The following is a 13,339-nucleotide window of genomic DNA, read 5'->3' as shown; positions in this document are numbered from 1 at the left end:
GCCGCGGCCTTCACCCCGGGCGCCGCGCACCCGCTGGTCCGCGTCCTCGATGCCCAGGACCCCTTCCTGGCGGGGGCGTTGGCGCTGGGCCACGTGGCGTTCGCCCACCCCGGGACCGCGGTGGGCCCGGCGGGGGCCGCCGAACTCACCGCGGAGATCACGGCGCGGGCCGCGGACGGCTCCGTGGCCGCCGCCCAGGACCGGGTCCGCAAGCGCCTCTCGGTGGTGGCCGCGGCCGTCGAGGACGGGGTCGTGCTCAGCTCCGGAATGCACATGCCCGTCGGTGACGTCACGGAGATCGCCGGCATCGGCACGCTGCCTGCCGCCCGGCGCCGGGGCCTCGGCATCGCCGTGACGGCGGCGCTCGTCACGGAGGCGCTCGCCTCCGGCGTCTCCACGGTGTTCCTGTCGGCCGGCAGCAAGGAGGTGGCCCGCCTCTACGAACGCCTGGGCTTCCACCCCACAGCCACAGCCCTGATAGCGACCCCCGCACACCCAAGCCCCTCCGGCGATTGAGGAGCGGGGTCCGGGGCAGAGCCCCAAGCCCCACCAACGACCCCACCCCAATCAAGCCCCTCCGGCGAGCCCATCAAGCCCCTCCGGCGATTGAGGAGCGGGGTCCGGGGCAGAGCCCCGAGCTCCTACAGCACCCCGGCGTCCCGAGCCGCCCAGACCGACGGAAACACCGGCCGATACCCCAGCTCCCGCCGAATCCGCCCCGTGGACATCACCCCGTGCCAAGGATCCGCATCCACCTTCTCGTAAACCTCCGGAGGAACCGGCACGCCGTTCACCTGGAACACCTCCACCGTGGTCACCGGCGCGTCATCCGCGATGTTGTAGACACCGCTCGCCCCCGGCGCGTACAGCAACCGCCGCAGCCCCTGCGCGACATCCACGTGGTGCCCCATGTGCAGGCGCTGCATGGCAGGCCAGTTCGGCGCCCACTGCAGCGCGGCGGCGAGATGCGGATCCCCCTCGCCGTACACGAACGGCAGCCGCCCGATGCGCAGGTCGTCGAGGCCGTCCAGGGCGACCAGCGCCTGCTCCGCCTCCCACTTGGACTGCGGGTAGGCGCCCCACAGCGCGCCGCCCGGTACCGTCTCGTCGCCCTCGACCAGCGGCCGCCCGCGCCCGGCACCGTAGACGAGCCCCGTGCTGACCTGCACGAACCGTCGCACGCCGGAGGCCACCGCGGCCCGGCCCAGCTCGACGGCCGCGTCCCGGTTGACGGCGACCGCCTCCTCGTCCGGCACCCCGCGGAACGCGGCGGCGACGTTCACCACCGCGTCGACCCCGGAGGTCGCCTTGCCGAGCACCTCCGCGTCGCGCAGGTCCCCGACGAGCACCTGGGCCCCGAGCGCGGCGAACCGCTCGCCGCGCGCCGCGTCCCGCACCAGCACCCGCACCTCGTCCCCGGCCTGCGCATCCTGCAGCAGCCGCGGCACGAACCGCCGCCCGACCTGGCCCGTAGCGCCTGTCACCAATGTCAGCATGGCCGCCTCCTCGTTGTCGTAGCCATGTGACAACCGTCCGGGAAAGGTCGTCGCGGCGGGAGAGACGCGCTTGTCCAGGGACCGGCGCTCCCTGGATACGGGAGGGGACCCGAGGCACCCTGGAGGCGTGGACCGAATCGAACTCGCCGACTTCCTGCGCCGCGCCCGTACCCGCCTGGCGCCCTCCGACGTGGGCCTGGCCACGGGCGCCCGGCGCCGTACGCCGGGGCTGCGCCGCGAGGAGGTGGCCCAGCTCGCCGGGATGTCCACGGACTACTACACGCGTCTGGAGCAGCGCCGCGGCTCCCATCCGTCGCGGCAGATGCTCACCGCGCTGGCCCGTGCGCTGCGGCTGACCGCCGACGAGCGCGACCACCTGTTCCACCTGGCGGGCGAGGAGCCGCCCCGGCCCGGTGCCTCCTGCGGCCACGTCCGGCCGGGGCTGCTGCTGATCCTGGACCGGCTGCACGACGTCCCGGCCCAGGTGATCAGTGACTGGGGCGAGGTGCTCGCGCAGAACACGATGGCGGTCGCCCTGTCCGGCGACTGCACGGGCGAGAACATGATCCGCCGCTACTTCACGGAGTCCGCCGTGCGCTCCCTGATCCCCGCGGAGGACTACGAGAAGCACGGCCGCGCGCACGTGGCGGGCCTGCGGGCCGTCGTCGCGGCCCGCCCCGACGACCCGGGTCCCGCCGCGCTCGTGGCCGAACTCCTGGGTTCCAGCGAGGAGTTCGCCGCGCTGTGGGCGCTGCACGAGGTGGCGGTGCGCCGTGCGTCGACGAAGCGGTTCGTGCACCCCGTGGTCGGCGTCCTGGACCTGGACTGCGAGGTGCTGCTCAGCGACGACGGCGGCCAGCGGCTCGTCGTGCACTCGGCGCGCCCGGGCACGGACACGTACGAGCGCCTTGAGCTGCTGCGGGTGATAGGGCTCCAGGACTTCACCCCGAGCAGCCCGGAAAACAATCCGAGCAGCCCGTAGGGCACCCGTCAGAACGAAGGCGCTAGAAGCCGAGCTTGCGCAGCTGGCGCGGGTCGCGCTGCCAGTCCTTGGCGACCTTCACGTGCAGGTCGAGGTAGACCGGCGTGCCGAGCAGCGCCTCGATCTGCTTGCGGGACTTGATGCCGACGTCCTTGAGCCGCTTGCCCTTCGGGCCGATGATGATGCCCTTCTGGCTGGGCCGCTCGATGTAGACGAAGGCGTGGATGTCCAGGAGCGGCTTGTCGGCGGGCCGGTCCTCGCGCGGCAGCATCTCCTCCACCACGACGGCGATGGAGTGCGGCAGCTCGTCCCGTACGCCTTCGAGCGCGGCCTCGCGGATCAGCTCGGCGACCATGACCTGCTCGGGCTCGTCGGTGAGGTCGCCCTCGGGGTAGAGCGCGGGGCCCTCGGGCAGCAGCGGCACGATGAGGTCGGCCAGCAGATCCACCTGCTTGTCGCCGACCGCCGAGACGGGGATGATCTCCGCCCACTCGAAGCCGAGCTCCTTGCCGAGCTGGTCGATGGCGATGAGCTGCTCGGCGAGGGCCTTGCTGTCGACCAGGTCCGTCTTGGTGACGATCGCGATCTTCGGCGTCTTCTTGATGGACGCGAGTTCCTTGGCGATGAACCGGTCGCCGGGGCCGAGCTTCTCGTTCGCGGGCAGGCAGAAGCCGATGACGTCGACCTCGGCCCAGGTGGTGCGGACCACGTCGTTGAGCCGCTCGCCCAGCAGCGTGCGCGGCTTGTGCAGTCCCGGGGTGTCCACCAGGATCAGCTGCGCGTCCGCACGGTGGACGATGCCGCGCACCGTGTGCCGCGTGGTCTGCGGCTGGTCGGCGGTGATCGCCACCTTCTTGCCGACCAGAGCGTTCGTGAGGGTGGACTTGCCCGCGTTGGGGCGGCCGACGAAGCAGGCGAAGCCGGCGCGGTGCGCGGATCCGGGTGCGGGGGTGTGAACGCTCATGGCGCCCATTGTCCCTGATGCCGGGGGCGGCGCAGCACCGTGAGGTTCCGGTAACCGCGAAGCAACACGAAACACGGCGGAAACGCCGGGGTAGGAGTTCGGAAACGCGGGCCCGTGACGCTGTCCCGATGACCGTGACACTCGCCGCCGGGAAAGCCTCCGCACTCGACACGGGCGACACCGCCTGGCTGCTCGCCGCGACCGCGCTCGTCCTGCTGATGACGCCGGGCCTCGCCCTGTTCTACGGCGGCATGGTCCGCGCGAAGAGCGTCCTCAACATGCTGATGATGAGCTTCGTGTCGATCGCGCTCGTCACGGTGGTGTGGCTGGTCGCGGGGTATTCGCTCGCCTTCGGCGACGACTCCTTCGCCGGTCTGATCGGCGGCCTGGAGCACGCGGGCATGGCGGGCGTCGGCCCGGACTCGGTCACCGGCACGGTCCCGACGTTCCTGTTCACGACCTTCCAGCTGACCTTCGCGATCATCACCGCGGCGCTGATCAGCGGGGCCGTCGCGGACCGCACGAAGTTCGGGGCCTGGCTCGTCTTCGTCCCGGTGTGGGCGCTGCTCGTATACGTCCCGGTGGCGCACTGGGTGTGGGGGCCCGACGGCTGGATCGCGAACCGCCTGGGCGCCCTGGACTTCGCGGGCGGGCTCGTCGTGGAGATCGCCTCGGGCGCGTCCGGTCTGGCGCTGTGCCTGGTCCTCGGCCCGCGCATCGGCTTCAAGAAGGACGCGATGCGCCCGCACAACCTGCCGATGGTGATCATGGGCGCCGGCCTGCTGTGGTTCGGCTGGCTCGGCTTCAACGGCGGCTCGGCCCTCGGCGCGAACGGCCTCGCAGCGGCCTCCCTCTTCAACACGCTGATCGCGGGCTGCACGGGCCTGCTCGGCTGGCTGTTCGTGGAGCAGAAGCGGGACGGGCACCCGACGACGTTCGGCGCCGCGTCCGGCGCGGTGGCCGGGCTCGTCGCGATCACCCCGGCGTGCGGCGTCGTGGGCGTCCTCGGCGCGGCCGTCGTCGGACTCGCCGCCGGGGTCGTCTGCTCGTACGCCGTCGCCTGGAAGTTCCGCTTCGACTACGACGACTCGCTGGACGTCGTCGGCGTGCACTTCGTCGGCGGTGTGGTCGGCACGGTCCTCATCGGCCTCTTCGCGACGTCCGCGATGACGGGGTCGACAGCGAAGCAGGGGCTCTTGTACGGGGGCGGGTTCGGGCAGCTGGGCAAGCAGCTGCTCGCCGTGCTGGTCGTGGCGGCGTACACGTTCCTCGTGACGTACGGGATCGGGAAGGCCCTCGACAAGCTGATGGGCTTCCGGGCCTCGGCCGAGGAGGAGATGACGGGCCTGGACCAGACGGTGCACGCGGAGAGTGGCTACGATCACGGCGTCCTCAGTGCCTCCACGCACCCCGCCACCGCTCCCGTTGCCCGAAAGGTCGCGCCATGAAGCTGATCACCGCGGTCGTCAAGCCGTACCGCCTCGACGAGGTCAAGACGGCACTGCAGGAGCTGGGTGTGCTGGGGCTGACGGTGACGGAGGCCAGCGGCTACGGGCGCCAGCGCGGCCACACCGAGGTGTACCGGGGCGCCGAGTACCAGGTCGACCTGGTGCCGAAGGTGCGCATCGAGGTCGTCGTCGGCGACGAGGACGCCGAGCCCGCGATGGACGCGATCGTGCGGGCCGCGCGGACGGGGAAGATCGGTGACGGCAAGGTGTGGGCCGTGCCCGTCGACACCGTGGTGCGGGTGCGGACGGGCGAGCGGGGCCCCGACGCCGTCTGAGTCGCTACCGGCGGTGTCAGAGGTTGACGCCGCAGTGCGGCCAGGCGCCCTTGCCCTGGCTGGCGAGGACCTTGTTGGCGACGTTGATCTGCTCGCCCTTGCTGGCCTGGTGGGCGTTGGCGGCGTACTGGGTGCCGCCGTACGCGGCCCAGGTGGACTGCGTGAACTGCAGACCGCCGGAGAAGCCGTTACCGGTGTTCGCCGCCCAGTTGCCGCCGGACTCGCACTGAGCCACGGAGTCCCACGAGCCCGTCGGGGCCGCGGCGGGCGCCGCGGAGGCGGAACCGGTGCCCGCGATGACCAGCACGCCGCTGGCGCCGGCGAGGGCGGTGGCGGCGGCGATGCGACGGACACGGGCGGGGCGGATGGAACGCACGGTGGAGAACACGTAGAAACCTTTGTTCGGAGACGGGGACGGCCAGGGCGCCTCCCGTGGGACGGGACGCTGTCGGAACGCGATCGGCGCCTGGCAACTGCTCCACCATGACCGTCGGCCCGGGGCTCGCCCCAGGGGCCACAAGTCCCACCGACGGGACTTTGGTCCCACCCGCACGCGGCGCTGTCGCGGCCCCGGGGCCCGTCCCCGGCCGCTGGAGCCCGTGTCCCGTACGGCCTGTACGCAAAAGTGCCGGTTCGGGACCAAAGTCCCGAACCGGCACATACGTGAGCGTCTTCACGTGCGCCACGCCACAATCGCCTCCCACCTGGGGAAACGGCAGATGCTGTGACCCACGCCTCCCGCACGGGGAGGGTCAGCCGGCCGCCACCGAGGCCCGCACGGTCCCGTCCGTCGCCGCGAGGAACACCGGCGTCCCGGCCCCGCCCAGATCCCCCACCGCCGCCAGGTCCTCGGCCGCGACGGCGTCCGCCGCCGAGACCACGGCCGCCGCCTCCAGGGACTGCGCGCCGGACGCCACCGCCATGGCGACGGCCGTTTGCAGCGCGCTCAGCTTCAGCGAGTCGAGGGCGACGGTGCCCGCGACGTACGTACGCCCCGTCTCGTCCCGCACGGCCGCACCCTCGGGCACACCGTTGCGGGCCCGCGCGGAGCGGGCCAGGGTGACGATCTTGCGGTCCTCGGGGCCGAGGTCGGTGCTCTCAGTCATGGGGTGAGCATAAGGAGCGGGCTAGGGGCGCCCGTCCCGCGGGTCGCCGAGGAACCCCAGGAAGGAGTCCCACGCGGCGGGGGCGACGGCGATCACACCGCCCCGTCGGCGCTTGGAGTCGCGGACGCGGATCCCGACGCCCGTACTGGCGATCTCGACGCAGTCGTCCTTGTTCACCGATCGACTGCTCTTGCGCCACGCCCATGCCCTTGCCCGTGCCTGAGTCACCCTCGACCTCCACCCCGGTTGTGGACCGCCCAGCCGGGGGCGTCCCCCGTGAAGCCGCCGTGGATCACACGGCAGACCTCTCATGGTACGTGCAGAAACCATGCACGCAGGCATGACAATTTCCGCCAACTTGCCGTCGATCACGGCAAGTTGGCGACGGCGGTCGCTCAGGCGGGGTCCTGCTGCAGCAGCCCCTCCAGTTCGTCCCCTCCCTCCTCGACGCGCTCCGCGAGACGCCGCAGCACCACGCCGACCCCGTCCTTCAGCGACAGGTCCTCCAGCTCCCAGAAGCGCTCCAGGTACTGCCTGGTCTCCTCCGCGGAGGTCGACGCGATGGTCACGCCACGGGAGTCCTCCAGGAACAGCGAGTCCTCCATCCCCTCGGTCAGGAACTCGAACAACGTGAACGGGCCCTGGACGCCGGGGTGCGCGCCGACACTGAACGGCAGGATCTGGATGGTGACCTGGGGACGCGCGGACAGCTCGGCCAGATGCTCCAGCTGCGCCCGCATCACCCCACGGCCCCCCGTCACGCGACGCAGCAGGGACTCGTCCAGGACGAAGCTGAACTCGCGCCCGTCCTCCAGCTCCAGCACCTCCTGGCGCGCGAGGCGCGACTCGACCATGCGGTCGATGTCCTCGTCGGGCGCGTCCTTGCCGTACGCGGTGATCACGGCCCGCATGTACTCCTCGGTCTGCAGCAGACCCGGAAGGACCAGCGGAGCGAACTGCCGGTGGGCGGACGCCGCCGACTCCAGCGCGAGGCGCTGCATGAAGTCCTTGCTGTACAGGTCCCGGTACTCGGTGAACGGCATGCGCCGGCTCCCGCGGGCCATGTCGAGCAGCTCCTCCAGCTTGCGCCGGTCCGAGATGCCGTAGGCCGCGGCGAGCGGCCGCAGGTCGTTGACGGAGATGCCGACCTCGCCCGCCTCGATCCGGATGAGCTTGGAGGGACTCCACTCCATCCGGTCGGCGACCTGTCGCTGAGTCAGACCTGCCGCGATCCGCGCCTTGCGGAGCTCGGTCCGCAGCTGCAGCCGCAGCAGCGCCGCACTGGTCACCGCCATGACTGCTTCACCCCCGACCGCATCCGGCTTTGTGCAACATAGCAGCTATACATGTGACTCATCGAGACCTCTTAGTAGCGACACTTCAATACCGCTCAAGCCGGTGTGCGCACGCCGCACACCGGGTGTGATGCGCACACCCTAACCTTACTCCGCACTCTGCCATGTAGCAGATTGGGACTCTCCATAGAGGAGAGTCCGCATAGGTACTGTCCCAATCGCCACGTCTGGCCTACGCTGACGGAAGAGCGTCGACAGGTGCGACCCGTCAACACCCGAGATCAGCAGAGGAGTTGATCATCCATCAGCCCCAACCTCCGCCACCTGAGCGGCACTTGGACAGGAACCCGGCACGCATTGATTGCACCCGTTCGGGGTTCGCCGCACTTGACGCGGCGACGAGCGGTAGCGGAGAGGAGTCGAAGGCCATGGCCGACGCACGAGAAGAGGAAGGAGGGGTCCGTCCGCAGAAGACCAAGCGCACCTGGGCCGAGCGGGTGGCTTTGATCATCCCGCTGGTCAATCTCCTCGTCGCGATCCACAAGATCGCCGAAGAGTGGATCCTGCCCTACGTGTGACAGCAATCAGCCCCGACCCGAGGGCCGGGGCCAAGAGCGACGGACACCCTAGACAGACGCTGCCGTTCCGAGTTTCCCTTGGCAGGCTCGCCCGGAGCGGTGGCGTCGCGGGGCGCCGCCACACCATTCTGCCTCCACGACTCCTCCTTGGGGAGGGGCAGTCGGGCCATTTCGGGGCGCACGGGCAGCGCACGGCGGGCCGTGCACCGCCGCTCAGGCGCGGTCGAGCCGCAGCCGCTCCGCCCGCGGCAACCCCGCCACCACCAGGTCGTACGAGTCCTCGACCAGCTCCTTCACCATCCGGTCCGGGAGCTCTGCCACGGTCACGGTGTTCCAGTGCCGCTTGTTCATGTGCCACCCGGGCACGATCAGCCCCTCGTGCTCCCGGCGCAGCCGGATCGCGTCCTCGGGGTCGCACTTGAGATTGACGGTCAGGGGCTGCCCGTCGAGGTGGCTGAGGGCGAACATCTTGCCCAGCACCTTGAAGACCGAGGTCTGCGGAGTGAACGGGAAGTCCTCCACCGTCGCGTTGAACGACAGGCACAGGGCGCGCAGCTCCTGCGGGGTCACTCCGCCTCCTGGGGTCCCACCGGTCCGACGGGCTCGACGAGCACCGTCACGATCTTGTTCCGCCGTCCGGCGGCGGCCTCCGCCGTGAGCCGCAGCACCCGGTCGTCCGGCAGGGTCACCGCGGACGAGGCCCCGGCGATGGGAACCCTGCCGAGCGCCTTCGCCAGCAGACCCCCGACGGTCTCCACGTCCTCGTCGTCGTACTCCTCGATGCCGTACAGCTCGCCGAGGTCGCCGATGTCGAGCCGCGCGGTGACCCGGAAACGGTCGTCGCCCAGCTCCTCGACGGGCGGCAGCTCCCGGTCGTACTCGTCGGTGATCTCGCCGACGATCTCCTCCAGGATGTCCTCGATGGTGACGATGCCGGCCGTGCCGCCGTACTCGTCGATGACGACGGCGACGTGGTTGCGCAGCTGCTGCATCTCGCGCAGCAGGTCCCCGGCGTTCTTGGTGTCCGGCACGAACGCGGCGGGCCGCATGGCCGTCGACACCAGCTCGGCCTCGGAGTCCCGGTTGATGTGCGTCTTCCTGACCAGGTCCTTGAGGTACACGATCCCGACGACGTCGTCCTCGCTCTCGCCGACGACCGGGATGCGCGAGAACCCGGAGCGCAGCGCGAGCGTGAGGGCCTGCCGGATGGTCTTGTACCGCTCGATGACGACGAGGTCGGTGCGCGGCACCATGACCTCCCGCACCAGGGTGTCGCCCAGCTCGAAGACGGAGTGCACCATGCGGCGCTCGTCGTCCTCGATGAGGGACTCCTTCTCGGCGAGGTCGACCATGGCACGCAGCTCGGCCTCGGAGGCGAACGGCCCGCGCCGGAACCCCTTGCCCGGGGTCAGCGCGTTGCCGATCAGGATCAGCAGCGGGGGGATGGGCCCCATGATCCGGGCCAGCGGCAGCAGGACGTACGCGGCGGCGGTGGCGGTGTTCAGCGGGTGCTGGCGGCCGATGGTGCGCGGCGAGACGCCCACGGCCACGTACGACACGAGGACCATGACCCCGATGGCGACGAGCAGCGCCTGCCAGGTCGCGTCGAACTCCTCCAGGCACGCGTACGTGACGAGCGCGGCGGCCGCCATCTCGCAGGCCACCCGCACCAGGAGTGCCACGTTCAGGTAGCGCGTGGGGTCGGCGGCGACCTGGGCGAGCTTGGCGCTGCCGCGCCGCCCGGACCGCACGGCCTCCTCGGCGCGGAAGCTCGACGTCCGGGCGATGCCGGCCTCGGCGCAGGCGGCGAGCCAGGCGACCACGACCAGCGCGACGGCGCCGGCGATCAGGGAGAGGCTCATGACACGGTCGGGGCCGGCGAAGGACCGGTCATCCCCTTCTCCGCACGCCAGCCGTCCACGATGGCCGCCTGGAGCCCGAACATCTCGGCCTTCTCGTCGGGCTCCTCGTGGTCGTAGCCCAGCAGGTGCAGCACTCCGTGGACGGTGAGCAGCTGGAGCTCCTCGTCCATGGAGTGCTGCGTGGGGGCGTCCTCCCCCTGCTTCTTCGCGACTTCCGGGCACAGCACGATGTCGCCGAGCAGCCCCTGCGGGGGCTCCTCGTCGTCCTTCACCGGCGGGCGCAGCTCGTCCATCGGGAAGGACATGACGTCCGTGGGACCCGGCAGGTCCATCCACTGGACGTGCAGCTGCTCCATGGCGTCGGCGTCCACGACGATCACCGAGAGCTCGGAGAGCGGGTGGATGCGCATCCGCGCGAGCGCGTAGCGGGCGATGTCGAGGATCGCCTGCTCGTCGACCTCGGTTCCGGACTCGTTGTTGACGTCGATCGACATGGCGCTGTTGGACTACTTTCCTTGGTTCTCTCTGGAACGGCCCTTGTGCGTGCCGTTCTCCGTGCCGTGCTCGGTGTCGTACTTCTCGTACGCGTCGACGATACGGCCGACCAGCTTGTGCCTCACGACATCCTGGGACGACAGCCGCGAGAAGTGCACGTCGTCGAGGCCCTCCAGGATGTCCTGCACCTGCCGCAGTCCGGACTTCGTCCCGTTGGGCAGGTCGACCTGCGTCACGTCACCGGTGATCACGATCTTCGACTCGAAACCGAGGCGCGTCAGGAACATCTTCATCTGCTCGGGGCTCGTGTTCTGGGCCTCGTCGAGGATGATGAAGGCGTCGTTCAGGGTGTTGTGCGTGAGCAGGTAGTCCTGCGTGACGTAGAGGGAGTCCTCGGCCGCCACCTGGATGCAGACGGTCTCTTCGCGGCCCGCGGGCTCGATCGAGTCGATGAACCGCATGGGGTGTCCGCCGCCGCCGGCCTCGCGGTACGTCTCGGCCTTGCGGGCCAGGCGGAAGGGTTCGATGCCTTCGGGGAGACGGATGTCGACGTCGTGGGTGTCGCGGCGGTCCTGTGCCGGTCGTCGTCGCGTGGAGGCGACACCGCCGAGCGACTGGACCAGGGCGATGACGTCGTCGCGCAGGAGGACGGACGCCGTCGAGAACCGGACCCGGCAGGTGCGGTCCTCCTGTGTGACGGGGTCGCCGTCGGAGTCGAGGAGGCCCTGGAGCACGGCGAGACGTACTGCGGCGGAGTTGTAGAGGTAGTCGTCCGGCACGCACTCGGAGTGCGAACGGGCGCCGACCAGATCCAGCTCACGCAGCATCGCGGTCACCGGATTCTCGATGGTGACCACATCGCCGGGCGACTTGACCCGGTCGAGGACGTGGTCGGGGCCGGACCTGTGGCGCACCGCGATGCCGGGCAGGGCGTTCTCCAGCACATCGGCGAGCTCCTGGTCCTCCGTCGAGAAGGACGGCGTGGTGGAATCCGTCAGACAGCCGTCGCCGAGCAGCAGTCCCAGCGCGTAAGGATCCATCGACACGTCCCGCCCCGGGAACTCCACCGGCGCGGTGAGCATCGGCAGCTCGTAGCGGTGCGCATGCCCCGCACGCAGGTTGCCGATCATCTCCTGGGTCTCGAGGACTCGCCACGGCTTGTCGCGGCGGGCGTCGTCACGCGTTCTGACTGTCCACAAGTGCTCGCCGCACGCCAGGGTCCAGGCACCGTCCTGGGCGCTGACGCGGTAGATGTCCCTCTCACCCTGCGGGTAGACGCCCAACACTGGTGTCGGCTCGCCGTCGGACCCGACGACCAGGTCACCAACCTGAAGGCCGCCAATAGGCCGCCAGCCGTCGGGCGTCAGGACATTGGTCCACACTGGCTGACTTCTTCCGCGCATATACGCCAGCGGCGCCACCTCAATGGTCCCCGCCGCCATCAACCGCGGGATCGAGTCCGGGTCGAGCATGTCGTGCAGGGCGTCGTACAGCGGGCGCAGGTACGGGTCGATCTTCTCGTAGAGGGTGCCCGGCAGGAAGCCGAGGCGCTCGCCCGCCTCGACCGCGGGGCGGGTCAGGATGATGCGGTTGACCTGCTTGGACTGCAGGGCCTGGACGGCCTTGGCCATGGCCAGGTAGGTCTTGCCGGTGCCCGCGGGGCCGATGCCGAAGACGATCGTGTGCTTGTCGATGGCGTCGACGTAGCGCTTCTGGTTCAGCGTCTTGGGGCGGATGGTGCGGCCGCGCGACGACAGGATGTTCTGCGTGAGCACCTCGGCGGGGGTCTCCTCGCCGTCGACCTCACCGCCCTGCGTCGCCTTCAGCATGGCGATGGAGCGCTCCACGGCGTCCTCTGTCATCGGGGCTCCCGTCCTCAGGACCAGCATCATCTCGTCGAACAGTCGCTGGATGAGGGCCACTTCGGCGGGCTCTCCGGTCGCACTGATCTCGTTGCCCCGGACGTGGATGTCGGCCTCCGGGAAGGCCTTCTCGATCACTCGCAGCAGCGCGTCCCCGGAGCCGAGCACCTCGACCATGGGGTGCTTCGCCGGAACCGTGAACCGTGCGCTGGTGCTGGAGGGTGTCTGCGTCATGGGCGGGCTCTGAGGGCCGCATTCTCCTTGTGACAGCCGGTGTCTGATGCGTTCAAGCCTACGACGCGCCACTGACAGGACCGAAGGCTTTTCCCGAGCCGGACGCCGCCGGCGCGGTTCGGCGCCCGTGATCCTCCGTGACCGCCTCCTCGTAGGCGCGCGGGGTGTCGACGGACAGGTGCCGCCGCGCCGGTTCCGGCGGACGGGTCGCCTGTCTCCGGAGGGTTCAGGCCGAGCGCCCGAATCCGATCGTCGGCACCGCGCGGGTGAGCGGCCACGGGCGGGTCGACTCCGGCAGCAGCGGCTCCAGGAACGCGTACCGCTCCAGGGCCGCCGGGTCCTGGTCGCCGCGCTCCTCGTAGGCCTGGATCTGCCGCCACCACGCCGCGACCTCCGTCCAGCCCGGTGCCGACAGGGAGCCGCCGAACTCCTGCACCGACAGCGCCGCCGTGAGTCCGGCGAAGGCGAGCCGGTCGGCCAGCGGCCAGCCCGCCAGGGTGCCCGTCACGAATCCGGCGACGAAGACGTCGCCGGCGCCGGTCGGGTCGAGCGCCGCGACCTCGATGGCGGGGACGGACGCCGTCTCGCCGGTCCGCCCGTCCACCGCGTACGCGCCCTCCGCGCCCAGGGTCACCACGGCCAGCGGGACGTGCGCGGTCAGGGCGTGCGCGGCCGCCCGCGG

16 protein-coding genes are annotated in these 13,339 nt (G+C 70.7%); 5 read left to right on the top strand and 11 right to left on the bottom strand.

The annotated features are described in order from the left end of the window. Positions 1-516: GNAT family N-acetyltransferase (locus tag G3I40_RS10345; RefSeq protein WP_164301861.1), on the top strand; the 516-nt coding region annotated here is incomplete at its 5' end. A gap of 125 nt (positions 517-641) precedes the next feature. Here G3I40_RS10345 and G3I40_RS10340 read toward each other — a convergent pair. Then, complete coding sequence (locus G3I40_RS10340; RefSeq protein WP_164301860.1) at positions 642-1,496, bottom strand: NAD(P)-dependent oxidoreductase; 855 nt, start codon at positions 1,494-1,496, stop codon at positions 642-644. 127 nt (positions 1,497-1,623) lie between these two features. Between G3I40_RS10340 and G3I40_RS10335 the strand changes: the two genes are divergently transcribed. Further along, positions 1,624-2,478 carry a helix-turn-helix transcriptional regulator gene (locus G3I40_RS10335; RefSeq protein ID WP_164301859.1) on the top strand — a complete coding sequence of 285 codons (855 nt, stop codon included), beginning with the start codon at positions 1,624-1,626 and terminating at the stop codon, positions 2,476-2,478. Between the two features lie 22 nt (positions 2,479-2,500). On the opposite strand, the gene era is transcribed toward G3I40_RS10335, so the two are convergent. Beyond that, positions 2,501-3,451: a GTPase Era gene (gene era / locus G3I40_RS10330; protein ID WP_164301858.1), complete on the bottom strand. Its 951-nt coding sequence runs from the start codon at positions 3,449-3,451 to the stop codon at positions 2,501-2,503. 119 nt (positions 3,452-3,570) lie between these two features. On the opposite strand from era, the gene G3I40_RS10325 reads away from it, so the two are divergent. Together G3I40_RS10325 and G3I40_RS10320 are read left to right on the top strand one after the other, a co-directional pair. Further along, positions 3,571-4,890, top strand: a complete 1,320-nt coding sequence (locus G3I40_RS10325; RefSeq protein WP_164301857.1) for an ammonium transporter — start codon at positions 3,571-3,573, stop codon at positions 4,888-4,890. Next, positions 4,887-5,225, top strand: coding sequence for a P-II family nitrogen regulator (locus G3I40_RS10320; protein ID WP_164301856.1), 339 nt, complete (start codon positions 4,887-4,889; stop codon positions 5,223-5,225). The genes G3I40_RS10325 and G3I40_RS10320 overlap by 4 nt, the downstream gene beginning before the upstream one ends. 16 nt (positions 5,226-5,241) lie before the next feature. Here the strand turns inward: G3I40_RS10320 and G3I40_RS10315 are convergent, their stop codons facing one another. The 4 genes from G3I40_RS10315 to G3I40_RS10300 all read right to left on the bottom strand — a co-directional run bounded on the left by G3I40_RS10315 (position 5,242) and on the right by G3I40_RS10300 (position 7,626). Beyond that, entirely contained in the window at positions 5,242-5,613 is a 372-nt protein-coding gene (locus G3I40_RS10315) for a transglycosylase family protein (RefSeq protein ID WP_343244882.1), read from the bottom strand. A 364-nt stretch (positions 5,614-5,977) separates the two neighbouring features. After that, positions 5,978-6,331 carry a cytidine deaminase gene (locus G3I40_RS10310; RefSeq protein WP_164301855.1) on the bottom strand — a complete coding sequence of 118 codons (354 nt, stop codon included), beginning with the start codon at positions 6,329-6,331 and terminating at the stop codon, positions 5,978-5,980. A gap of 21 nt (positions 6,332-6,352) precedes the next feature. After that, entirely contained in the window at positions 6,353-6,559 is a 207-nt protein-coding gene (locus G3I40_RS10305) for a DUF397 domain-containing protein (RefSeq protein WP_343244881.1), read from the bottom strand. A 167-nt stretch (positions 6,560-6,726) separates the two neighbouring features. Next, on the bottom strand, positions 6,727-7,626 hold the full coding sequence (locus G3I40_RS10300; protein ID WP_164301853.1) for a helix-turn-helix transcriptional regulator: 900 nt from the start codon (positions 7,624-7,626) through the stop codon (positions 6,727-6,729). Positions 7,627-8,054: 428 nt separating this feature from the next. Between G3I40_RS10300 and G3I40_RS10295 the strand changes: the two genes are divergently transcribed. Then, positions 8,055-8,204, top strand: a complete 150-nt coding sequence (locus G3I40_RS10295) for a hypothetical protein (RefSeq protein WP_164301852.1) — start codon at positions 8,055-8,057, stop codon at positions 8,202-8,204. Between the two features lie 213 nt (positions 8,205-8,417). On the opposite strand, the gene G3I40_RS10290 is transcribed toward G3I40_RS10295, so the two are convergent. The 5 genes from G3I40_RS10290 to G3I40_RS10270 form a co-directional block, all read right to left on the bottom strand. After that, positions 8,418-8,774, bottom strand: coding sequence for an MmcQ/YjbR family DNA-binding protein (locus G3I40_RS10290; protein WP_164301851.1), 357 nt, complete (start codon positions 8,772-8,774; stop codon positions 8,418-8,420). Further along, entirely contained in the window at positions 8,771-10,066 is a 1,296-nt protein-coding gene (locus tag G3I40_RS10285; protein ID WP_164301850.1) for a hemolysin family protein, read from the bottom strand. Before G3I40_RS10285 ends, G3I40_RS10290 begins: the two co-directional genes overlap by 4 nt. After that, positions 10,063-10,560: an rRNA maturation RNase YbeY gene (gene ybeY / locus G3I40_RS10280; protein WP_164301849.1), complete on the bottom strand. Its 498-nt coding sequence runs from the start codon at positions 10,558-10,560 to the stop codon at positions 10,063-10,065. Before ybeY ends, G3I40_RS10285 begins: the two co-directional genes overlap by 4 nt. A 12-nt stretch (positions 10,561-10,572) precedes the next feature. Next, positions 10,573-12,657, bottom strand: a complete 2,085-nt coding sequence (locus tag G3I40_RS10275) for a PhoH family protein (protein WP_164301848.1) — start codon at positions 12,655-12,657, stop codon at positions 10,573-10,575. A gap of 226 nt (positions 12,658-12,883) precedes the next feature. Beyond that, the coding region (locus G3I40_RS10270; protein WP_239091650.1) for a PfkB family carbohydrate kinase at positions 12,884-13,339 on the bottom strand (456 nt) is incomplete at its 5' end.

The organism is Streptomyces sp. SID14478, from assembly GCF_010548525.1.
In the GTDB taxonomy this organism is placed as follows: Bacteria; Actinomycetota; Actinomycetes; order Streptomycetales; family Streptomycetaceae; genus Streptomyces.
Note: the sequence above shows the minus strand (reverse complement) of the source record. Positions and strands in the feature narration are given on the sequence as shown.